The sequence below is a fragment of the Kitasatospora sp. NPDC093558 genome (genome assembly GCF_040683475.1).
Classification (GTDB): domain Bacteria; phylum Actinomycetota; class Actinomycetes; order Streptomycetales; family Streptomycetaceae; genus Kitasatospora.
Genome location: NZ_JBFBDY010000007.1, coordinates 17,322 through 37,330 on the forward strand (window position 1 = coordinate 17,322; position 20,009 = coordinate 37,330).

Consider the following 20,009-nt stretch of genomic DNA (forward strand, 5'->3'; position numbering starts at 1 on the left):
CTGGGCTCATAACCCAGAGGTCGCAGGTTCAAATCCTGTCCCCGCTACTCAGTAGCCGAAAGGCCCGGAGGATCCGTCCTCCGGGCCTTTCGCGTATCCCATTTCCCATTTCGGCAACTTTCCCGTACTGTTGTGTTCACCGACGCGGGGTGGAGCAGCTCGGTAGCTCGCTGGGCTCATAACCCAGAGGTCGCAGGTTCAAATCCTGTCCCCGCTACTCAGTAGCCGAAAGGCCCGGAGGATCCGTCCTCCGGGCCTTTCGCGTTTCCCTGACCCGGCGCGGTCCCGACCCCGATACTGAGGGAAATTCACTCGTTCGGGCCAGGACGACCCCCACGGCCGAAGGCCCGGGATAGGAAGCCTCATGCTGTCGAAGCGCATCGCCTTAACCGCTGCGACCTGCGTGCTCCTCGCCGCCGGCGCCACCGCGTGCGGCGACGACAAGGCCGGTGGGACGGGCGGCGGCACGGGTGGCGACGCGGCCAAGGGCGGCGCCGCGGCCACGACCACGGTGCCGAAGCTGGACACCGACAAGCTCAGCGCCAAGGAGATCTTCAAGCAGGCCAAGGACGCACTGGCTGCGGCCTCGTCCGTGCACATCGTCGGAAAGGTCTCGTCCGCGAAGGGCGAGATGGCCATCGACCTGGCGCTGGACAACAAGGGCCAGTGCTCGGGCTCGATGAGCCTGCCGGGGAAGGGCAAGGTCGAACTCGTCGGCACCGGCAAGCAGATGTACATGAAGCCGGACAAGACATTCTGGCTCGCCGTCGGCGGCTCGAATGGCGCGCAGGTCTACGAGCTGGTCAAGGGCCGGTACGTGACCGGGGTCGAGGACGATCCGAAGATGAAGGACCTCATGGAGTTCTGCCACCTCTCCAAGGCCGCAGCCACCATGCTCAAGGAGGACAGTGGCAACCCCGTCAAGGGCGAGGCCGGGACGGTCAACGGGGTGAAGACCTTCAGCCTCAAGGAGAAGGACGACGACGGGGAGGCCCTGATCCACATCGCCACCGAGGGCAAGTTCTACCCGGTGCGGGTGGAGAACGCGGCCGGCCAGACGACCGGGAAGATCGACTTCACCGACTACGACAAGCCGCTCACCGTCCAGGCTCCGCCGGATGACCAGACGATCGACCTCTCCGTGTTCAAGAACCAGCTCAAGAGCGCCTGAGCGGCCGTCTCGAATAATCCGTTGCCCTCCCGCCAGGACGCTGCCTACAGTGGCGGCACACTGAAAGGAGGTGATCCTGAGTTGAGTACCGTCAGGATGTGTGAGGTGGCTGCTCGCTAGAGCCGCCCCTGCCTGCGCAGGGTGGAGCCCTAGGCTCCCGGCAGGCGAAATCCACAGCAGTCACCCGGCCCGTGGGCTCACCGGTACATCCCCGGTGCCTCGGCGCCTTGGCCAGTGCACGGGCCGGCGCGGAGGAGCAGCCCACGGGCCGTCTGCGTTCTCCCTCTCCTTCCCTCGGGCGGTGCCCGCGGTCGCTGCCGCGGGGCCCCGGGGCGTTTCCGTGTTCGGGGCACGGCGCTAGAGTCGGCCCGGATTCCGGAGCGGAGCGACGCGGGCACAGGGGGTACGCGATGACGAAGGCGCGGCGGCGGACCGGCACGGCGGCGGCCCTGCGGACGGCCCAGCGGGCGGCGGCCGCGGTCCTGTTCGGGACGGGCCTGCTCGGGCTAGTGCTCTTCTCGCTCGGCCGGGCCCACGCCTGGCAGGCGCTCGGCGGCGGGCTGGTGGTCGTCGGGGCGTCGTCGGTGGTCGGCGGTGCGCTGGGCTTCCTCTTCGGGGTGCCGCGCGTGCGCAACGGCTCGGGCGAGCCGCAGGGCTCGTACGCGCCGAACACCAACCTGGAGCAGGTGTCGGACTGGCTGACCAAGGTGCTGCTCGGCGTCGGGCTCACCCAGCTCGGCTCGCTCGGCGAGCGGCTGCACCAGCTCGGCTCCGCGCTCGCGCCCGCGCTGGGCGGGGAGGACGCGGCGGTGCCGTTCTCGGCGGCGCTGGTGCTGTACTTCACGGTCTTCGGCTTCCTGGCCGGCTGGCTGGTGACCCGCCTCGCGCTGCCCCAGGTCCTGACCGACGCGGACCAGGCGCTCGACCTCTTCCTGGCCGGGCAGGACCGCGACCGCCGCGGCGACAAGGTGGGCGCGGACGACCTGCGGGTGCGCGCGATGCAGCAGCTCGGCCTGCTGGGCGGCAGCGCCGACCAGCCGGGCGCGCTGGCCGCGCAGCTGCCGCCGTCCGCCGCCTCGCCGACGGCCGGGCCGGACGGCGTGGTGGCCGAGGTCCGCTCGACCGCGCGCCGCTCGGCGCTCACCGCCGGCCAGGTGCGGGACCTCTACGCGGACGGCTCGGAGGGCCGGCGGATCCAGGCGCTCGCGCTGATGCAGGGCGATCCGGCGCTGGCCGACCTGTCGAGCGTGCTGGACGCGATCGAACACCCGCGCTCGGGCTTCGAGCAGTACCACGCGCTGCTGGCCGCGCGGGGCCTGCTCTCCCGGCTGCCGGGCGCGGAGGCGCAGCGGCTGCGGGACGCGGTGGCGGGGCAGTTGATGCTGCCGGACGGCATTCCGTACGGCTCGGACCGGAGTTGGCTGGCGGAGAAGATCCTGTCCCGATTGGAGGCCCAGGCGGGCCCGCAGGCTTCTGCGGCCGTTCCGCAGGCTCCCGCGGCCGTTCCGCAGGCCCCCGCTGGGGTTCCGCAGCCTGCCGTCTCGGGGGAGAACTCCTAGGCGGTGCGGCCGGCTTCGCGACGGCGGCGCCGGTGGTCGGCGGCCCGCAGGACGAGGACGCGGCGGGTGCGGCCGTCCCCGGCGCGGGGGAAGCGGTGGATCTCGCTGGTGACCCGGCGCTCCCCGAGCGCGTACCGCAGGGCGTCGAGGTGGCCGCAGGCGCGCCCGCGGCCGTCGTGCAGCGGGTGGACGCGCACCTCGCCGTCCGGGGACGTCACCCGGACCAGCTCGACCAGCGCGTCCAACTGCCGCCGCGGGCCGAACCGTTCGGGGCGGCGAACGGTTCGCGTGGAGGTGCTCAGGAGTGTGCGTTAGCTCGATCGAGTGACATCCGGTCGACTGAGAGTGGGGCGACCCGGTGGTCGCATAGCCTCGTGGCGCGATCGCGATACCGGGTTCGGTGTCGGCGTGCGGGGCCCCTGCTCCACCGGAGTGATGGTTCAGGGCCTCCCCGTCGCCGCTGGCCGTGTCAGGTGGCCTGGTCGTGAGGGAACCGGCCTCCCGGGAAGGACCACGCACACGATGCGTGTCGCCCAGCGGGGTTGAGTACGCCGGGGACCAGTGCGCCCAAGACCGTTCGGGGCGTGCGGCTCATCGGGGTCACCCCTGATCAGCCCAGAGGAACGGTAGGCGAAGAGCAGGTAGCTGCTCAGGGTGAGGGCGAAGAGCCCGCAGTACTCGTCCAGCGGGCGAGCGGTGGTCGGGAGGCCTGGGTTTGGGCGGGGGTGTCGTTTGACACCCAGCCATCCGAACACGGGCCTCTCGCGCCCGCATCCGGAGCGCGGGAAAACAGCGGGCTCGGCGGCTCAGCGGCCGTACAGGCCTCGGATGGCGGCCCGGTTGACGTTGGTCAGGCCGCGGACCAGCTGCGCGGTGAGGAAGACGATCACGATGCCGGCCACCGAGACGGCGGCGATCTGCCCGGCGCCCTCGACGAAGTAGACGTGCTCGACGCCCTTGCCGTCCGTGTAGTCGAACACCTTGTAGCCCCGCCACGGCGTGAAGGTCGGGAAGACCCAGTGGTAGAGCGGGTAGAGCGCCATCGTCCAGCCGACCAGCAGGAACACCAGCGTCATCGTGAAGCTGAACACCGCCCAGGGGAACATGGCCACCTGGTACAGCACGCCCTTCCACCCGGCCGCGTCCCCCAGCCGCGCGGTGATCGCGCCCCAGGTGCCCGGGCGGGTCCGGCGCACCGGCTCCGGGCCGGGCACGTCAAGACCGAGCATGCCCCGGGCCCGGGAGCGCTCCAGCCGGCCGAAGCCGCGGGCGGCGACGGTCAGCCCGGCCAGGACGGGCAGTCCGAGGGCGGTCACGAAGGTGCCGGCACCGAACGAGAAGAGGACGACGGCGACGGCGAAGCCCGCGAGCGCGACCGGCAGACCGGTCAGCACGTACCCGACCTCGCGGTAGTAGTGCGCGGAGAACGGCGCCCGCCAGAACGCCGGCGGCTCCTCGGTGCGGCGGGCCCGGACTGCGGCGTGCTCGTCTCCCCGGCCGTCGCCGTCCAGGAAGTCCCACTCGCGGTCGTGCGTGGTGTAGCTGCTCATGTCCCCGGTCCCTGCCCGTCTCGTTCCCCTGCTGACGGTTCCGATTCTTCCCGGGCGAGGCGGTCCGGCGGCATCCGGAGGCCTGGCGGATCGGGGGTGGGGTTAACCCCCGGTACCCGCCGCACCGCCCGCACCGCTCCCCCGCCATTCGTCGGCGAGGAGCGAGTACAGGTACGAGTCGGACCAGACGCCGCCCTTGAGGACGTCGTGCCGGACCCGTCCCTCCCGCTGGAACCCGAGCTTCGCCAGGACCCGCGCGGACGCCGCGTTGTCGACGTCCGCCGAGGCCGCCAGCCGGTGCACCCCGAGGTGGTCGAAGGCGAGGGCGCACAGCAGCCGGGCCGTCTCGCTCCCGTGGCCGAGCCCCCACGCGTCCCGGCGCAGCACGTACCCGAGCTCGGCCGACCGGTACGGGCCGAGGGTGAGCGACGCCTGCCCGATCGGCGCGGCGTCCGCCGGGTCGTCGGCGTCGGCGAGCCGGGTGACGGCCAGCCGGTAGGTGTCGCGCTCCTCCTCCATCGCCCCGTCCAGGTAGAGGGCGAGCTGGTCGGCGCAGGCCTCGCGGTCGCGCGGTCCGAACGGGAGGTACCGCGTGACCTCCGGGTCGCCGAAGAGCGCGTGCAGCGCGTCCAGGTCTTCCGGCGTGTGGTGGTACTCGCGGATGGCCAGCCGGGGGCCGGTGAGTCGTACGGGGACCATGGCTGCCGACCCTACCCCCGGCCAGCGGTTACCGTTCGAGCTATGAACGACGAAGACCTGCGGCTCGCCCCGCGCACCAGGGCCGCCGACCTGCTCGCCTGGGCGGCGGAACAGGGCCGCACCCCGGTGGCCGAGGCGCCGCTGCGCACGGTGCTGGCGCTGCTGGAACTGGGCGAGGGCAGGATGCGCGACGGCTGGCCCGAACTGACCTCGGACGCCGTGGAGCACCTGCTGTACGAGCGGCTCCACCTGTACGTCCAGCCCGACCCCGAGGAGGACCCGCTCGCGTACGGCGAGGCCGTACGGCTGCTGGTCGACCACCAGCGGGCGGCGAAGCGGCTCAACGCCAAGCGGCAGGAGCGGCTGCACGCCGAGGCCGAGTGGCAGGGCGAGGTCGCGGCCGGGCTGCTGCGCCGGGCCGACCTGGTGACGTGGCCCCGGCTGTACGCGGTGCTGCTGCGCGCGCACGGGGTGGACGTCGCGGACGAGGCGGCGGTGCGGGACTGGCTCGCCGGGTTCGTCGAACTGGCCGAGGAGGAGCGGCTGGACGCGTTCGCCGCGCTGGCGGAGGCCGGGTGGCTGGACGAGCCGGACGAGCAGGGCTGGGGCCCGGGCCGGGTGCTCTCGGTGGGCATGGCCACGGACGGCGCGCGGCGGCTCCTGGAACAGGGGCTGATGCGGCGCAGCTACCGCAACCTCGCCGAGCTGAACGCGCTGGGGCGGCCGATGCCGGACGAACTGGCCGGGGACTTCGGGGAGTTCGAGGACGCGGCGGTGGCGGCGGCGCTCGCGCTGTACGGCGAGTGGACGGTGCCGGGGCTGCCGCGGCTGCTGGTCGAGGAGTTCCCGGAGCTCGCGCCGGAGCCGGGGGCGGCGGAGATCGACGCGTACCTGGCGCAGTTGCCGCAGTCCCTGGAGTCGGCCGAATCCCCAGAGCCGCCGGAGTCGGCGGAGTCGCTGGAGTCCACGGAGTCCTCGGACAGCTGACGCGGAAGGCCCCGGCCGGTGACGGTCGGGGCCTTCTTCGGTGCTTCGGTGCGGGGGGGCGGTGGCTCAGGGGTTGAGGCCGCGCTGCTGGAGCCAGGTCTCCGGGTCGACCGGGGCGCCGCCGCCGGGGCGGACCTCCAGGTGCAGGTGCGGGCCGGTGACGTTGCCGGTGGCGCCGACCTTGCCGATCTGCTGGCCCGGGGCCACCTGGCCGGAGCCCTTGATGATCGAGGAGAGGTGGCAGTACCAGATCTCGGTGCCGTCGGGCAGGGTCTCGACGATCCGGTAGCCGTACGCGCCGGACCAGCCGGCCGAGGTGATGGTTCCCTGGCCGACCGCGAACACGGCGGTGCCGGTGTCGGCGGCGAAGTCCAGGCCGGTGTGCAGGTGGGCCCAGTAGCGGGCGCTCTGGCCGTAGTGGGCGCTGAGGTTGTAGTCGCGCACCGGCAGCGTGAGGGCGGCGGCCTTGGCCTTCTCGGCCTCGTCGGCGGCCTTGGCCTTCTCGGCCTCGTCGGCGGCCTTCTTCGCCTCGGCCTCCTTGGCGGCGGCCTTGGCCTGCGCCTCCTGCGCGGCCTGCACGCGGGCGCCCTCCTCGGCGGCGGTGCGCTGGCCGTCGGCCTGCTGCTGGATCCGGGCGGCGAGCGCGAGGCCTGGGTCGGCGGAGAGCGCGACGGGGGTCTCGTCCGGGGCCTCGATGGCGGGCGCGGCGGCCGGGGTGGCGGAGGCGAAACCGGTGGCACCCAGGGTCGCGGCGACGGCGGTGACGCCGAGCAGCGGGGAGGCCCCGCGGGTCTGACGCGGCATCCGGTGGCGGTTGGCCTCGGCCTCCGGGGCCGCGAGCTCGTCCTCGGCCGGACGGGGGTGGTCGAGGAGCTGGGTACCGGCAGCGGGGCCGGCGGGCTGTGCCGGGGTGTGCGTCGACGCCACGGAGGCGTGCTCCTTTCCTTCCTTCGCGCCTACCGGGTTAGCTGACGGGTTCGGAGCAGGAAGGTCTCCTACGGCCGGGCCTGGGCCCCGCCGATTCACCCCAAGGAACATGGTTCCCCGGCTCCCTGACCTGCCCGGAGGCCGGCCGGCGGGATTAGGCGACGGCGCACGGTGCCGTCTGGGTACGGCGTTTCGACCGCGCTGCGTTATCAAACGTTAATCCTAGGACGCCCTGATTCCAAGCCATCCGCCCGGGACGACCGACAACCGGGCGGGCGGCTTGTGCCCTATGACTGTTTTGCGGCTCTTGCCCACCCCTGACACTACTTAACGTGATTGGACGTCACCGGGCGACGGCTCGGGCGGGCCCATCTGAGTACTCCTACTCATGTGCGACCGGCCGGACCGCCGCCATCCTGGCGCCATGAACGCACCGATGCAGTCACGCACCACGGCCGCGTACTACCTCCAGGCCGTGCTCTCCTTCGCCCTGTCGGGCACCGCCCTCGCCGTCGGGATCGCCTACCTGCCCGTCGAGGCCTGGACCCGGGCCTTCCTCGGGATCGGCCTGCTCTACACCGTCACCTCCTCGTTCACGCTCGCCAAGGTCATCCGGGACCGGCAGGAGACGAACGAGATCGTCACCCGGGTGGACCAGGCCCGGCTGGAGAAGCTGCTCAGCGAGCACGACCCGTTCAAGGTCGAAGGGGTCTGAGGGGGCGGGGTGCCGCTCGGCGGGGTGCCACTCGGGGGGTGCCGCTCGGCGGGGGTGCCGTTCGGCGGGGGTGCCGCTCGGCGGGGGCGATCCCGGGATTTCGGTGCGCCGATAGCTTGACGGCTAAGGCTATTAGCCTTAGCTTTATGGCTATCGGCAGCACCGCCGATGCCACCGCAACAGCGGACCGAGGAGGCCCACCATGAACGGCACCAGCACCCCGAAGACCCAGTACCTCGACGTTCCCGGCGGCCGGATCGCCTTCGACGACACCCGCGAGGGCGAGGGCACCCCCGTCGTCCTCCTCCCCGGGATGCTCGACAGCCGGCGCGCGTACCGGCACCTCGTCCCGCTGCTCACCGCCGCCGGCCACCGCGTCATCACCATGGACCTGCGCGGCTTCGGCGAGTCCTCCATCGTCTGGGACGACTACGCGCCGGCCGCGATCGCCGACGACGTCCTCGCCCTGCTCGACCACCTCGGCATCGAACGGGCCGTCCTCGCCGGCAGCTCGTACACCGGGGCGACGGTCGTCAAGGTCGCCGGGGACGCGCCCGGGCGGGTCGCCGGGATCGTCCTGATCGACGCCTTCATCGAGAACCTGCCGCAGAACGCCCTCATGCGCGGCATCGTCCACGCCATGGGGACGGTGATCGTCCACTGGCCCGCGTTCTGGGGCTTCTACCACCGCAAGCTCGCCTACCCGGGCGCCAGGCCCGCCGACTTCGACGCGTACGTGAACGGGCTCGTCGCCTCGCTGCGCACCCCGGGCCGGAGGACCGCCACCCGCGGACACGTCCGCGGCGACTCCTCGCCCGTCGGCTGGACCGCCGCCGCACAGTGCCCCGCACTCGTCCTCATGGGCACCAAGGACCCCGACTTCCCGAAGCCCGAGGTCGTCGCCGACCGGCAGACCGCGGCGCTCGGCGCGCGGAAGGTGATGATCGACGGGTCGGGGCACTACCCGATGGCCGACAACCCGGGGGCCGTCGCCGACGCCCTGCTGCCGTTCCTCGCCGAGTTCGCCTGAGCCTCCTCCACCGCTCCACCCTTCACCCGGACAGAAAACAGAGAGACCGAGCCATGCCCCGAGTCGGACTGACGCCCGAGCTGGTCGTCGACCACGCCCTCGCCCTCCTCGACGACCAGGGACCGGACGGCCTCACCCTCGCCGCCGTCGCCGCCCGGGCGGGCGTCGCGACCCCCTCGCTGTACAAGCACGTCAGCGGCGGCCTCACCGAACTGCGGCGGCTCATCGCCGTCCGCGTCACCGAGGAACTGGCCGCCCGCCTCGCCGACGCCGCCCTCGGCCGCAGCGGGGACGACGCCGTCGCCGCCCTCCTCCGGGCGTACCACGCGTATGCGATGGCGCACCCGCACCGCTACAACGCGCTGCCGCAGGCACCGCAGGCGGACGACGACCTCAACGCGGCGGCGGCGCGGCTGGTGGGGGTGATCGTGGCGGTGCTTCGGGAGTACGGCCTCGAAGGCCCCGAAGCCATCCACGCCGCTCGCACCGTCCGCTCTGTCGCCCACGGCTTCGCTTCTCTCTCGATCGCCGGCGCCTTCCAACTCGCCGAAGACCTCACCACCACCCAAACCCGCCTCATCGCCACCCTCACCAGCGGCCTCCACACCTGGCCAAAGCCCTGAACGCACGGGCAGCACCAGCAGAAGACGCCCCTGCACGAAAAGTCGGCCCGGCCGACTTTCGGCGGGGGCCCGGCCAGCGAGGGGAACCCGCCCGGGCCGCCTTGAGGGCAAAGGGGCGGCAGGCAGCGCACGAGAAGTCGGACGAGCCGACTTCCCGCGCGTGCGGCACCAGCAAGGACAACCCGCACGTGCCACCACGCGGGCCCCGATAACCGGGACCGCACGAAAAGTCGGCCAGGCCGACTTTCCACGCGTGCGGGACGGGCAACACGCGGGCCGCTCACAGCGCGTGGGCAGCGGCATGGCTGGCGCGCGAGAAGTCGGCAGGGTCGACTTCTCGTGTTGTGCGGTTGGCGGCCGGCAAGTGAGGTGTGGTGAGCGCCCGAGATGTGGCGCATGAAAAGTCGGCGGGATCGACTTCTCGTGCGAGGCGGGGAGCGGCGGCGCAGGAAGTCGGCAGGATCGACTTCCTGCGCAGGGGAGATCGGCGGAGGCGGGAGCGCGCAGGAAGTCGGGCGGGCCGACTTTTGGTGCGGGTTGGAGCGCGTGGGGCTCGGCGGGGTGAGGAAACGTTTCTGCAGCTCACCTGGGGTGCGCGAGAAGTCGGTGGAGTCGACTTCTCACGCGGTGCGGAGGGCGGGCCGGGGAGCGACACGTGGGAGGCGCGGCGGAAGAAACGCTTCTGCTGGGGCTCCGAGGGCGGGTGCACTGGGGCGTGGTGCGCAGGAGGTCGGCGGGGTCGACTTCTCGTGCGGGTGGGCGTTGGCGGGAAGGGCGCTGCCCGTGCACCGAGGTGAGGGGTTCGGGGGGAGTGCGTGAGAAGTCGGGTGGGCCGACTTCTCGTGCGGTGCAGCGGGTGAGCGGGAGGGGAGCGGACGCGTGGGTGGCGCGGCGGAAGAAACGCTTCTGCGGGGCTCCGAGGGCGGGTGCACTGGGGCGTGGTGCGCAGGAAGTCGGCGGGATCGACTTCTCGTGCGAGCGGGGGCTGGCGGGAAGGGCGCTCCCCGTGCACCGACGTGAGGGGTTCGGGGGGAGTGCGCGAGAAGTCGGGTGGGCCGACTTCTCGTGAGGGGTTGCTGCTGGGAGGTGCGGCGGTGGGGCAGGGGCGTGGGAAGTCGGGTGGGTCGACTTCTCGTGAGGGGGTGGGGAGGAAGTTGGTGGGGGTGGGGGCGGGGAGGTGAAGGAACGTTTCTGCTTGGGGTTAGTGTGGCGGGGCTGACTGGGGGGTCATGACCGGGGACCGCCCACCGTTTGGTGGAGGACTTGTTGCCCGCACTGGTCGGGAGGGTGCGGCGGTGGTACCGGCGGTTGCTGGACGGGGACGCGCGCGCTGAGCGGGACGCGCTCGTCGCGCTGCTCGTGGTGACGGTCGCCCTCGGGCTGCTGCCGCTCGCGCTGCCGTACAGCTGGCCTCCGTCCGCGCTCGTGCTGCCGCTCGTCGTCGGCGGGCTCGTCCTGCCGCGCGGGCGGTTGCTGGTGCTGGTGTGCGCGGCCCTCGCGGGGAGTTCCCTCGGGGCCGCCCTGCAGGACCCGCACGGGGTGCGGCTCGGCGTCACGCTCGTCCTGGCGGCCACCGGGGCGACGGTGCTGGTCGCGAACCGGTTCCGGCACCGGCTCGGGCTCCGCGGCACCCAGGGCGACTCCATCCTCCTCGAACTGGCCGAGCACACCAGAACCCTCGCCCGGCTCCCCGACCGCCTCCTCGACTGGCACTTCGACAGCGCCCTCGCCCCCGCCGGCGGCACCTCCTTCTCCGGGGACTTCCTCCTCTGCGCCCACCGCCCCGAGGACGACCTGCTGGAACTCCTGCTCGTCGACGTCTCGGGCAAGGGCAGCCGGGCCGCCGCCCGGTCCACGCACCTCTCGGGCGCGTTCGGGATGCTGCTGGGGCGGGTGCCGCCGGAGGCGTTCCTGCCGGCGGCCAACGACCACCTGGTCCGGATGGGCTGGGACGACCACTTCGCGACCGCCGTCCACCTCGCGCTGCGCCCGGCCACCGGGGACTACCGCCTCTTCAACGCGGGCCACCCGCCCGCCGCCCGCTACCGCCGGGCGGACGGCGGCCGCTGGGACCTCGCCGCGCACGGCGGGCCGGCGCTGGGCCTGATCCCCGGCGCGCCCTACCCGGCTTCCACCGGACAGCTGGCGCACGGGGACTCGCTGCTGCTCTTCAGCGACGGCCTGGTGGAGGTGCCGGGCCGGGACCTGGACGAAGGGGTGGGCCGGCTGCTGGCCGCCGCCGAACCGGTGCTGCGGACCCGCCGCACGCAGCAGGAGCTGACCAGAGGCGCGGCGGCGGAGCTCGTACGGACCGTCGCCCGGGACGTCGCCGACGACCGGACCCTGGTGCTGGTACGCCGCCTGGGGCCCACGGGCTTGCCCGCCCCGGACCTCGCCGGACGCGCGAAGCGGTGAGGGGGGAGCTGGTGAGGGGAAAGGTGGGCGGTGGGCGCTGAGGATCGGCGCCCGGGGGGGGGATGTTGGGCGGCGGGCTGCTGAGGGGGACGCGCGAAGGCGGCAGGGGGCCTCGCGGGCGGTGGGGCCGTAGGGGGAAGGCGGGGCACGCGGGAGCGCGGGCGCGGCTTGGGCGCGCGGGCGGCGTCTCCGGGGAGAGGGCGTTGCGGGGGCGGCCCAGCGCGTGGGGGCCGGGTGAGGGATCCACGAGTCGGGGCACGCTGCGAGGGCGCGGGCGGTGGGGCCGTAGGGGAAGCGGCGCGGGGCACGCGGGGGTGCGGGCGCGGCTGGGGCGCGTGGGCGGCGTGTCCGGGGAGCGGGACTCTGCGGGGGCGGCCCAGGGTGTGGCGGTCCGGGTGGGGGATGGCTCCGGGCTCGGGCGGGGGGCGGCCCTCGTGAGTGGGGGATCGGCGCGCGGGGGCCGGGAACCGGCAGGGGGTTCGGGGGCGTGGCTGGTGTGGGGGGTGGGGTGGTCGGGGCTCGGGGGGTGGGGAAATGGGGTATGAAGAATCAGTGGCTCCCGCCGAGGATGAGAACCGGACGGTGCGCAGTGCGATGCGCTGCGTGCGGTTGTTGCTGGGGTGCACCACGGCGGCCGAGATGCTGGCCACCGTCCTTGCCGACGGGCCGAGTTGGATCACCGGGGAGGGTTCGGCGCTCTACCTCCTCGACTCGGCCGGGATGCTGCGGCTGACGGCCTCGCACGGGCTGCCGGGGTGGGCGCACGAGCGGTACGGGACCATCGATCCGGGCAGTGACCTGCCGGCCGCGGCGGCGTTGCGGCTGCGGCGGCCGTACCTGTTGTCACCCGAGCGCACGAGTGCCGACTATCCGAACGATGACGCCGGGCTCGGCACCGGGCTGGTCGCGGTGATCACCCTGCCGATGATCGTCGACGAGCGGCCGATCGGGGTGCTGGCGCTGGCGCTGGCCCACCGGGGCACGGTGCCGCTGCGCGACCTGGACGTGCTGGAGACGATCGGCGACGCGTGCGCGCACCGGCTGGCGCACCTGCTCGATCACGCGGACGGACGACTGCCGCAGAGCCCGCACGCGCCGCCGGGCGAGGCCGGGGTGCCGGGCCGGCCGATGCTGTCGCTCGCCGCGCGGGCCGCGCGGCACGGGGCGTTCGAGCGGGACCTGGTGACCGGCGCGACCGCGTGGGACGCGGAGGCGTTCCGGGTGACGGGCCAGCCGGTGTCGCCGGACGGGTCGGCGCCGGAGCTGGAGCGGATCGTCCACCCAGAGGACCTGCCGGACGTGCGGGCCGCGATGGCCGAGGCGCTGGCCGCCGGGGGTCCGTACCGGATCGAGTACCGGGTGCTGCGCCGGGGCGGCGGGGTGGTGCGGGTCGTGGAGTCGGGCGAGGTGATGCTGGACGTCCACGACCGGCCGGTGCGCGTCGCGGGGCTGCTCGCGGAGCTCGGTGACGCGCACGCCGCCGAACGTCCGCCGGAGGGGCGGGACAAGGCCGGGGCGGCGCGGACGGCGCTGCTGCTCACCCTGACCCGGGCGCTGTCCCGGGCGGTGACCGTCCGGGACGTCACCGCCGCCGTGACGGACGTGGCCCGGCCGTCGTTCGGGGCCGCGAGCATCGTGCTGGACCTGGTGGACGAGGGCAGGCTGCTGCCCGTCACGCACACGGTCTACGGGGGTGCGCGGCGCTCGGAGCTCACCCGGCTGGCGGACCTCTCCGAGGACGTGATGCAGTCCTCGCTCACCCGTTCCGCCCCGCTGTTCAGCGAACCCGGCCGCGGCACCGGCGGCGGCACCGGCGGCGGCCCGGCCGGGGGCCCGGCGGCCTGGGCGGTGCTGCCGCTGGTCGCGTCCGGACGGCAGGTGGGCTCGTGCCTGATCACCTTCGCGACCGAGCGGACCTTCGGCCGCGAGGACCGCACCCTGTACTCGGCGTTCGCCGGCATCCTCGCGCAGTCCCTGGAGCGGGCCCGGCTGTACGACACGCACCACCACCGCGCCGGCGAGCTCCAGCGCGCGATGCTGCCGCGCACGCTGCCCCGGCTGCCGGGCATCGCCAGCGCCGCCCGCTACCTGCCGAGCACCGAGGGGATGCAGATCGGCGGCGACTGGTACGACCTGCTGAAGCTGCCGGACGGCCGGATCGGACTGGTGATCGGCGACGTCCAGGGCCACAACGCCGAGGCGACGGCGGTGATGGGCCAGTTGCGCAGCGGTCTGCGGGCGTACGCGACGGACGGGCACGACCCGGCGGCGACCCTGGGGCGGACCAGCCGGCTGCTGGCGGAGCTGGACACCGAGCTGTTCGCGACCTGCCTCTACCTCACCCTGGACCCGGCGGACGGCCGGCTGACCGCGGCCCGGGCCGGGCACCCGGCGCCGGTGCGGATCGCCGGCGCGCGGGCGGTCGAGCTGGACCTGCCGGGCGGCCCGCCGCTGGGGGTGGACCCGGGGCAGCCGTACGACCTGACGACGGGACGGCTCGCGGAGGGCGAGACGCTGCTGGTGTACACGGACGGGCTGGTCGAGGACCGCGAGGAGGACTACGACGAGTCGGTGCAGCGGATGCTGGACGGGCTGGAGCTGTGGGCCCGGCAGACCGGTCCGGGCCGGATCGGTCCGGCGCCCGCGCTGGAGCGGCTGGCGGACCTGCTGACGCTGAACGTGACCGAGCGCCGCTCCCGGCCGGACGACGTGGCCCTGCTGCTCCTGCACCGGATGTGACGAGGCGACGGACGTGACGCGGCCGACGGACGTGACGAGGCGACGGACCTGACGCGGCCGACGGACGTGACCCTGCCAAGGGTTGTGATCCCCTCCGCAACACCGTGCACACGCTCCCCACACATCCCGGGGTGCGACTCGGCCAAGCCGCGCGCGTCCGAAGTGTCCGAGTAGGGAGGAAGCGCGAGGGAAGCGTGGCCGGTCGGCGGCCTGATCGGGAGCGAACGAGGTTGGATTGCCGCCGAATTGACTGGATATTGACGAGATCCGGTCACTTGGCGAGATCCGTTCACACCTTCGTAGGATCATCACCCTAGAATTCGCCGCGTGACGATGACTCAGTGGTGCGCAACGGCAACCGGCGTGCTCGCGGCGCTCGCGCTCGTGACCGCCGCCCGCTACCACGCGGTCTCCGTCACCCACCGGCGCCGGGCCGAGCGGCTGCGCCGCGACGTCGCCCGGCTCCAGGAGCAGCTGGCCGCCGAACTCTCCCGCAGAGGCGAGGAACTGGCCGTCGTCCAGCAGGAGCAGGAGCACACCGCCTCCACCCAGCGGGCCTTCCTCAGCGTGGCCCGCCGGATCCTCGTCATGGCCCACGACCAGCAGGCGCTGCTCGACGAGATGGAGCGCACCCACGACGACCCCGCGCTGCTGGAGGGCCTGCTCAAGGCCGACCACGCCGCGGCCCAACAGGCCCGGCTGGCCCAGACCCTGGCCGTGCTGTGCGGCGCGCGGGCCGGCCGGCACTGGCCGGAGCCGGTCTCGCTGGAGGACGTCGTCCGCGGCGCCCAGTCGCGCATCCTGCCGTTCCAGCGGGTCGTGGTGCGCAGCCGGATCGAGACCGCCGTGGTCGGCGCCGCCGCCGAGGCGCTGATCCACGCCGTCGCCGAGCTGCTGGACAACGCGACCCGCTACTCCCCGCCCAGCACCCAGGTGTTCGTGACCCTGATGCCGGTGCACAACGGCGCCGTCATCGAGATCGACGACGGCGGCGTCGGCATGCCGGAGCAGGCCGTCGCCAAGGCCGCCGCCGCGCTGGCCGGCGGCAGCACGCTGGAGGTGTCCCGGTTGGGTGAGGTGCCGCAGCTGGGCCTCGCGGCGGTGGGCCGGCTCGCCGAGCAGTACGGCTTCCGGGTCACGCTCAGCTCGGCGCCGTCCCCGTACGGGGGCGTGCGCGTCGTGGTGCTGCTGCCGAACGCGCTGCTCACCGAACCGCTTCCGCCGACCGTCCCCGGCTTCGGGCCGGACGACCGGGCGTTCGGCGCCGGCCCCCGTCACTCCCCCGTGCCGGGCGGCCACCCCCTGCTGGACACCCCGCCGGTCACGGCTCCCCTGCCCGCAGGACCTCCCCCCTCGGCCGGCTTCTCCCAAGCCGGTTTCTCCCAGGCCGACTTCCCACCGGCCGACTTCCCCCAGGCCGACTTCCCACCGGCCGATTTCCCCCAGGCCGCCCGCCCCACGGGCGGCCCGACCCCGCCGCCGCTGCCCCGCCGGAGCCACCGGCGCGGCCGTGCCGGCAACGCCGCACAGCACGCCGCTCCCCCGCCTCCGCCGCCCGCGCCGCCGTACCGCTCGGCCCGGGACGCGCAGGCGTTCATGGCGATGTTCCAGGCCGGCACCGCCAGCGGCCGCTCGGCCGCCCGGGCCCAGGCCCACGACGACCCCTTCCGTCCCGCGTCCCCCCGACTTCCCCAGCGCTCCGGAGAGTTCCATGACCACCACCCCTGACCTCGGCTGGCTCCTCGCCGACATCGTCGCCGTGCCCGAGGTCCAGCACGCCGTCGTCGTCTCCAACGACGGCCTGGAGATCGGCCGCACTCCGGGCATCGTGCGCGAGGACGCCGAGCGGCTCGCCGCGGCCTGCTCCGGCCTGCAATCGCTGGCGCGCGGGGTCGCGGTGGGCTTCGGCGGGCCCGCCAGCGCCACCCGGCAGATCATCATCGAGTACGGCGGCGGGTACCTGTTCATCGTCGCCGCCGGGGCCGGCGCGCACCTGGCCGTGGTGACCGGCGAGGCGGTGGACGCCGGGCTGGTCGCCTACCAGATGCAGGTCCTGGTCGAGCGGATCGGCACCCACCTCACCAGCCCGCCGCGGGTCGACCACGCGGCGGGGGGCCCGCGGTGAACGGGCCGGTCCGCCCGTACGTCATCACCGGCGGCCGCAGCCGCTCCACCCGGCCCGAGCTGGCGATCGAGAGCCTGGTCAGCGCCTTACCGGAGGCGCCCGAACTCCCCGACCACGCCCTGCTGAACCGGGAGCACCGGCGCATCCTCGGCCTCTGCCGCAGCCTGCTGTCCATCGCCGAGGTGGCGGCCCACCTGGGGCTGCCGCTCGGCGTCGTCAAGGTGCTGGTCGGCGACCTGTGGGACCTCGGCGCCGTGCAGGTGCTCCCGCCCGTCCCGCAGGCCGAACGCCTGCCCACAACCCTCCTGGAAGAGGTGCTCGTTGGCCTCCGCCAACTCCGCTGAAGCCGCGCCCGCCGAGGTGCCCGCCGACCCGCAGTACCTGCCGTCCTCCGTCCAGGGGGCGGTGAAGATCCTGGTCACCGGCCCGTTCGGGGTCGGCAAGACCACGCTGGTCGGCTCGCTCAGCGAGATCACGCCGCTGCGCACCGAGGAGACCATGACGGCCGCGAGCAGCGGCGTCGACGACCTCACCGGGCGCGGCGACAAGACCACGACCACGGTCGCGCTGGACTTCGGCCGGATCACGCTCAACCCCCGGCTCGCGCTGTACCTGTTCGGCACGCCCGGGCAGCAGCGGTTCTGGCCGCTGTGGGAGGACCTGTCGCGCGGCGCGCTCGGCGCCATCGCGATGGTCGACCTGCGCCGGCCGGACGAGAGCTTCGAGGTGCTCGGCCGGCTGGAGGAGCAGCGGATCCCGTTCGCGGTGGCCGTCAACGTCTTCCCGGACACGCCGAGTTACCCGGAGGAGGAGCTGCGCTCGGCGCTCGACGTGCTGCCCGAGGTACCGATCCTGTACTGCGACGCGCGCGACCGGCGGCAGTCCTACGACCTGCTGATCGACTTCGTGGACCACCTGCACCGGACGTCCGTCCTGGAGCTCCAGGGATGACCGCGCCGGAACAGCCGACCGGGTGCCCCGTCGGCCACGGCGGCGGCCTGCCCGCGGGCGTGCCGCTGACCCCGCTCCACGGCGCCGCCGTCGCCGACGACCCGCACGGCCTGTACGCCCGGCTGCGCGCCCGCTACGGCCCGGTCGCGCCGATCGAGCTGGAGCCCGGGGTCGAGGCCTGGCTCGTCCTCGGCTACCCCGAACTGCTCGAACTCACCCGCAACGAGGCGCTGTTCTCCAAGGACTCGCGCCGCTGGCGGGTGCCCGCCGAGGGCCGGCTGGCGGCCGACTCCCGGCTGCTGCCGATGACCGCGTGGCGCCCCACCCTGCTCAACCTGGATGGCGCCGAGCACCAGCGGCTGCGCGCCGCCGTCGCGGACACCCTCGCCCAGATCGACCACCACCAGCTGCGCGGCACCACCGAGGCGGCCGCCAACGGGCTCATCGACAGCTGGGGCCCGGACGGCACCGCCGACCTGATCGCCCAGTACGCCCGCGCGCTGCCGCTGCTGGTCTTCACCCAGCTGGTCGGCCTGCCCGCCGCGGCCGGCCCGCGACTGGTCGAGCTGATCAGCCACTTCGTGGACAGCAGCCCCGAATCGGTGCGCGCCAGCGCCGAGTTCCAGGCCATCCTGGTCGACCTGGTGCGCCGCCGCCGGGCCGCCCCGAGCGCCGACCTCACCTCCTGGCTGCTCGCCCACCCGGCCGGGCTGACCGACGAGGAGGCGGTGCACCACCTGGTGGTGCTGCTGGTCGCGGGCAACGAGACCAGCATCAACTGGACCGGCAACACGCTGCGGCTGCTGCTCACCGACCGCCGCTTCCGGGCCACCCTCACCGGCGGCCGGCTCACCGTCTCCGACGCGCTGGAGGAGGTGCTCTGGCGCGACCCGCCGACGCAGAACTTCCCCGGCCGCTGGGCCACCGCCGACACCGTGCTCGGCGGCCAGTACATCAGCGCCGGGGACATGCTCGTGCTCGGCCTGGCCGCCGCCAACGCCGACCCGGCCGCCCAGGGCGTCACCGCCGCCGCGCACGGCTCGCTCGGCGGCAACCGCGCCCACCTGGCCTGGGGCGCCGGCCGGCACGTCTGCCCGGCGCAGCACCCGGCCCGGATCATCGTCGAGACCGCCGTGGAGACCCTGCTGCACCGGCTGCCCGACCTCCAACTGGCCGTCCCGCCGGTCGAACTGGCCTGGCGGCCGTCGCCGTGGTCGCGGGCGCTGCTCAGCCTGCCGGTGCTCTACAGCGCGTTCACCCCGCCCCGACCGCCCGCCCCCGAGAGGCCCGCATGGACACCGCCGACGCTCCCCGAGGAACCGGCCCACGGCCCGTCCGACTCGACCCCTTCGGACGGGACCAGCACACCGAGAACGCCCGGCTCAGGGACGCCGGCCCGGCGGTCCTGGTGGAGCTCCCTGGCGGGGTGGTGGTCTGGGCGATAACCCACCACGACACGCTCCAGGCGCTGCTCGCCGATCCGCGCGTCGGCAAGAACGCCCGGCTGTGGACGGAGTTCCGGGAGGGCCGGCTGCCGCAGGGGTGGCCGCTGCTCAACTTCGTCACCGTGCCCGGCATGGTCACCGCCGACGGCGACGACCACCGGCGGCTGCGCGGGCTCGTCAGCCAGGCCTTCACGCCGCGCCGGATCGCCGACCTGGCTCCCGCGATCGAGGCGCGGACCGTCGCCCTGCTCGACGCCGTCGCCGAGCTGGAGGGCCCGTTCGACCTGCGCGCGCACTTCGCGTACCCGCTGCCCATGCAGGTGATCGGCGAACTGCTCGGCCTCGCCGTCGAGCAGCAGGACGAACTCCACGAGCTGTCCGACACGCTCGTCTCCAGCGCGGCCACCCCGGCGGCGGCCGTCGCCGCGCAGCAGGGCCTGAACGCGCTGCTCGGCTCGGTCGTCGCGGCCAAGCGGGCCGAGCCCGGCGACGACCTGACCAGCGACCTGATCGCCGCGCGCGAGGCCCAGGACCGGCTCAGCGAGGCCGAACTCGTCGGCACGCTGCTGCTGATGCTCGTCGCCGGGCACGAGACCACGCTCAACCTGATCACCAACGCCGTCCGCGCCCTGCTGGCCCACCCGGAACAGCTGCGGCTGGTGCTGGACGGCGAGCAGCCGTGGTCGGCGGTGGTCGAGGAGACGCTGCGCTACGACTCGCCGGTCGGGCAGTTCCCGCTGCGGTACGCGATCGAGGACATCGAGGTCGGCGACGTGATGATCCGGCGCGGCGAGGCGCTGCTCGCCTCGTACGCGGCGGCGGGGCGCGACTGCGGGCACCACGAGGACGCCGACGCCTTCGACGTCACCCGGCGGCCCAACCGGCACCTGTCGCTCGGGCACGGGCCGCACTTCTGCCTCGGCTCGGGGCTGGCCCGGCTGGAGGCGGAGACCGCGCTGCGCCACCTGTTCGGGCGGTTCCCCGGCCTCGCCCTCGCGCAGGACGCGGAGCCGGAGCCGATCGCCTCGTTCATCAGCAACAGCGTGCGGACCCTGAGGGTGACGGTCTGAGCC

18 protein-coding genes, 1 tRNA gene and 1 riboswitch are annotated in these 20,009 nt (G+C 73.9%); of the genes, 15 read left to right on the forward strand and 4 right to left on the reverse strand.

The annotated features are described in order from the left end of the window. Positions 1–143 precede the first annotated feature (143 nt). From AB0O00_RS01710 to AB0O00_RS01720, 3 genes are all read left to right on the forward strand, one after another. Positions 144–217, forward strand: a tRNA-Met gene (locus AB0O00_RS01710). A gap of 147 nt (positions 218–364) precedes the next feature. Beyond that, complete coding sequence (locus AB0O00_RS01715; protein ID WP_363647981.1) at positions 365–1,171, forward strand: hypothetical protein; 807 nt, start codon at positions 365–367, stop codon at positions 1,169–1,171. A gap of 410 nt (positions 1,172–1,581) precedes the next feature. Beyond that, complete coding sequence (locus AB0O00_RS01720) at positions 1,582–2,730, forward strand: hypothetical protein (RefSeq protein ID WP_363647983.1); 1,149 nt, start codon at positions 1,582–1,584, stop codon at positions 2,728–2,730. Here AB0O00_RS01720 and AB0O00_RS01725 read toward each other — a convergent pair. The 3 genes from AB0O00_RS01725 to AB0O00_RS01735 all read right to left on the reverse strand — a co-directional run bounded on the left by AB0O00_RS01725 (position 2,727) and on the right by AB0O00_RS01735 (position 4,979). Continuing rightward, positions 2,727–2,975, reverse strand: coding sequence for a hypothetical protein (locus AB0O00_RS01725; RefSeq protein ID WP_363647985.1), 249 nt, complete (start codon positions 2,973–2,975; stop codon positions 2,727–2,729). The two genes, AB0O00_RS01720 and AB0O00_RS01725, sit on opposite strands and share 4 nt — an antisense overlap. Positions 2,976–3,536: 561 nt before the next feature. Continuing rightward, the gene (locus AB0O00_RS01730) at positions 3,537–4,280 is read right to left on the reverse strand and encodes a sensor domain-containing protein (protein ID WP_363647987.1); all 744 of its coding nucleotides are present in this window, start codon (positions 4,278–4,280) and stop codon (positions 3,537–3,539) included. Positions 4,281–4,382: 102 nt separating this feature from the next. After that, complete coding sequence (locus tag AB0O00_RS01735; protein ID WP_363647989.1) at positions 4,383–4,979, reverse strand: GNAT family protein; 597 nt, start codon at positions 4,977–4,979, stop codon at positions 4,383–4,385. A 42-nt stretch (positions 4,980–5,021) separates the two neighbouring features. Here AB0O00_RS01735 and AB0O00_RS01740 point away from each other — a divergent pair, with 42 nt between their 5' ends. After that, a complete protein-coding gene (locus tag AB0O00_RS01740; RefSeq protein WP_363647991.1) occupies positions 5,022–5,966 on the forward strand; it encodes a hypothetical protein in 945 nt (314 codons plus the stop codon). A gap of 66 nt (positions 5,967–6,032) precedes the next feature. Here AB0O00_RS01740 and AB0O00_RS01745 read toward each other — a convergent pair whose 3' ends face one another. Beyond that, positions 6,033–6,893 carry a M23 family metallopeptidase gene (locus tag AB0O00_RS01745; protein ID WP_363647993.1) on the reverse strand — a complete coding sequence of 287 codons (861 nt, stop codon included), beginning with the start codon at positions 6,891–6,893 and terminating at the stop codon, positions 6,033–6,035. Positions 6,894–6,905: 12 nt separating this feature from the next. Continuing rightward, positions 6,906–7,064: riboswitch (cyclic di-AMP (ydaO/yuaA leader) on the reverse strand. Between the two features lie 253 nt (positions 7,065–7,317). On the opposite strand from AB0O00_RS01745, the gene AB0O00_RS01750 reads away from it, so the two are divergent. The 11 genes from AB0O00_RS01750 to AB0O00_RS01800 all read left to right on the forward strand — a co-directional run bounded on the left by AB0O00_RS01750 (position 7,318) and on the right by AB0O00_RS01800 (position 20,006). Next, positions 7,318–7,608: a YiaA/YiaB family inner membrane protein gene (locus tag AB0O00_RS01750; protein ID WP_363647995.1), complete on the forward strand. Its 291-nt coding sequence runs from the start codon at positions 7,318–7,320 to the stop codon at positions 7,606–7,608. Positions 7,609–7,810: 202 nt separating this feature from the next. Next, positions 7,811–8,638 carry an alpha/beta hydrolase gene (locus AB0O00_RS01755; RefSeq protein WP_363647997.1) on the forward strand — a complete coding sequence of 276 codons (828 nt, stop codon included), beginning with the start codon at positions 7,811–7,813 and terminating at the stop codon, positions 8,636–8,638. A 53-nt stretch (positions 8,639–8,691) separates the two neighbouring features. Further along, on the forward strand, positions 8,692–9,261 hold the full coding sequence (locus AB0O00_RS01760) for a TetR-like C-terminal domain-containing protein (protein WP_363647999.1): 570 nt from the start codon (positions 8,692–8,694) through the stop codon (positions 9,259–9,261). 1,266 nt (positions 9,262–10,527) lie between these two features. Next, complete coding sequence (locus tag AB0O00_RS01765) at positions 10,528–11,676, forward strand: PP2C family protein-serine/threonine phosphatase (protein WP_363648001.1); 1,149 nt, start codon at positions 10,528–10,530, stop codon at positions 11,674–11,676. A gap of 552 nt (positions 11,677–12,228) precedes the next feature. Then, a complete protein-coding gene (locus AB0O00_RS01770; protein ID WP_363648003.1) occupies positions 12,229–14,415 on the forward strand; it encodes a SpoIIE family protein phosphatase in 2,187 nt (728 codons plus the stop codon). Between the two features lie 333 nt (positions 14,416–14,748). After that, on the forward strand, positions 14,749–16,143 hold the full coding sequence (locus AB0O00_RS01775) for a sensor histidine kinase (RefSeq protein WP_363648042.1): 1,395 nt from the start codon (positions 14,749–14,751) through the stop codon (positions 16,141–16,143). Beyond that, positions 16,127–16,540: a roadblock/LC7 domain-containing protein gene (locus tag AB0O00_RS01780; protein WP_363648005.1), complete on the forward strand. Its 414-nt coding sequence runs from the start codon at positions 16,127–16,129 to the stop codon at positions 16,538–16,540. Before AB0O00_RS01775 ends, AB0O00_RS01780 begins: the two co-directional genes overlap by 17 nt. Further along, a complete protein-coding gene (locus AB0O00_RS01785; protein WP_363648007.1) occupies positions 16,537–16,884 on the forward strand; it encodes a DUF742 domain-containing protein in 348 nt (115 codons plus the stop codon). The genes AB0O00_RS01780 and AB0O00_RS01785 overlap by 4 nt, the downstream gene beginning before the upstream one ends. Beyond that, complete coding sequence (locus AB0O00_RS01790; RefSeq protein WP_363648009.1) at positions 16,862–17,491, forward strand: ATP/GTP-binding protein; 630 nt, start codon at positions 16,862–16,864, stop codon at positions 17,489–17,491. Before AB0O00_RS01785 ends, AB0O00_RS01790 begins: the two co-directional genes overlap by 23 nt. Beyond that, the gene (locus AB0O00_RS01795; protein ID WP_363648011.1) at positions 17,488–18,936 is read left to right on the forward strand and encodes a cytochrome P450; all 1,449 of its coding nucleotides are present in this window, start codon (positions 17,488–17,490) and stop codon (positions 18,934–18,936) included. The genes AB0O00_RS01790 and AB0O00_RS01795 overlap by 4 nt, the downstream gene beginning before the upstream one ends. Further along, positions 18,900–20,006 carry a cytochrome P450 gene (locus AB0O00_RS01800; protein ID WP_363648013.1) on the forward strand — a complete coding sequence of 369 codons (1,107 nt, stop codon included), beginning with the start codon at positions 18,900–18,902 and terminating at the stop codon, positions 20,004–20,006. Before AB0O00_RS01795 ends, AB0O00_RS01800 begins: the two co-directional genes overlap by 37 nt. Positions 20,007–20,009: the final 3 nt, after the last annotated feature.

What these genes read in the sequence shown, in the direction of transcription:
- AB0O00_RS01715 (WP_363647981.1), top strand. Translation starts at nt 365, where the DNA reads ATGCTGTCGAAGCGCATCGCCTTAACCGCTGCGACCTGCGTGCTCCTC.
- AB0O00_RS01720 (WP_363647983.1), top strand. Translation starts at nt 1,582, where the DNA reads ATGACGAAGGCGCGGCGGCGGACCGGCACGGCGGCGGCCCTGCGGACG.
- AB0O00_RS01730 (WP_363647987.1), bottom strand. Translation starts at nt 4,280, where the DNA reads ATGAGCAGCTACACCACGCACGACCGCGAGTGGGACTTCCTGGACGGC.
- AB0O00_RS01735 (WP_363647989.1), bottom strand. Translation starts at nt 4,979, where the DNA reads ATGGTCCCCGTACGACTCACCGGCCCCCGGCTGGCCATCCGCGAGTAC.
- AB0O00_RS01740 (WP_363647991.1), top strand. Translation starts at nt 5,022, where the DNA reads ATGAACGACGAAGACCTGCGGCTCGCCCCGCGCACCAGGGCCGCCGAC.
- AB0O00_RS01750 (WP_363647995.1), top strand. Translation starts at nt 7,318, where the DNA reads ATGAACGCACCGATGCAGTCACGCACCACGGCCGCGTACTACCTCCAG.
- AB0O00_RS01755 (WP_363647997.1), top strand. Translation starts at nt 7,811, where the DNA reads ATGAACGGCACCAGCACCCCGAAGACCCAGTACCTCGACGTTCCCGGC.
- AB0O00_RS01760 (WP_363647999.1), top strand. Translation starts at nt 8,692, where the DNA reads ATGCCCCGAGTCGGACTGACGCCCGAGCTGGTCGTCGACCACGCCCTC.
- AB0O00_RS01775 (WP_363648042.1), top strand. Translation starts at nt 14,749, where the DNA reads ATGACTCAGTGGTGCGCAACGGCAACCGGCGTGCTCGCGGCGCTCGCG.
- AB0O00_RS01780 (WP_363648005.1), top strand. Translation starts at nt 16,127, where the DNA reads ATGACCACCACCCCTGACCTCGGCTGGCTCCTCGCCGACATCGTCGCC.
- AB0O00_RS01795 (WP_363648011.1), top strand. Translation starts at nt 17,488, where the DNA reads ATGACCGCGCCGGAACAGCCGACCGGGTGCCCCGTCGGCCACGGCGGC.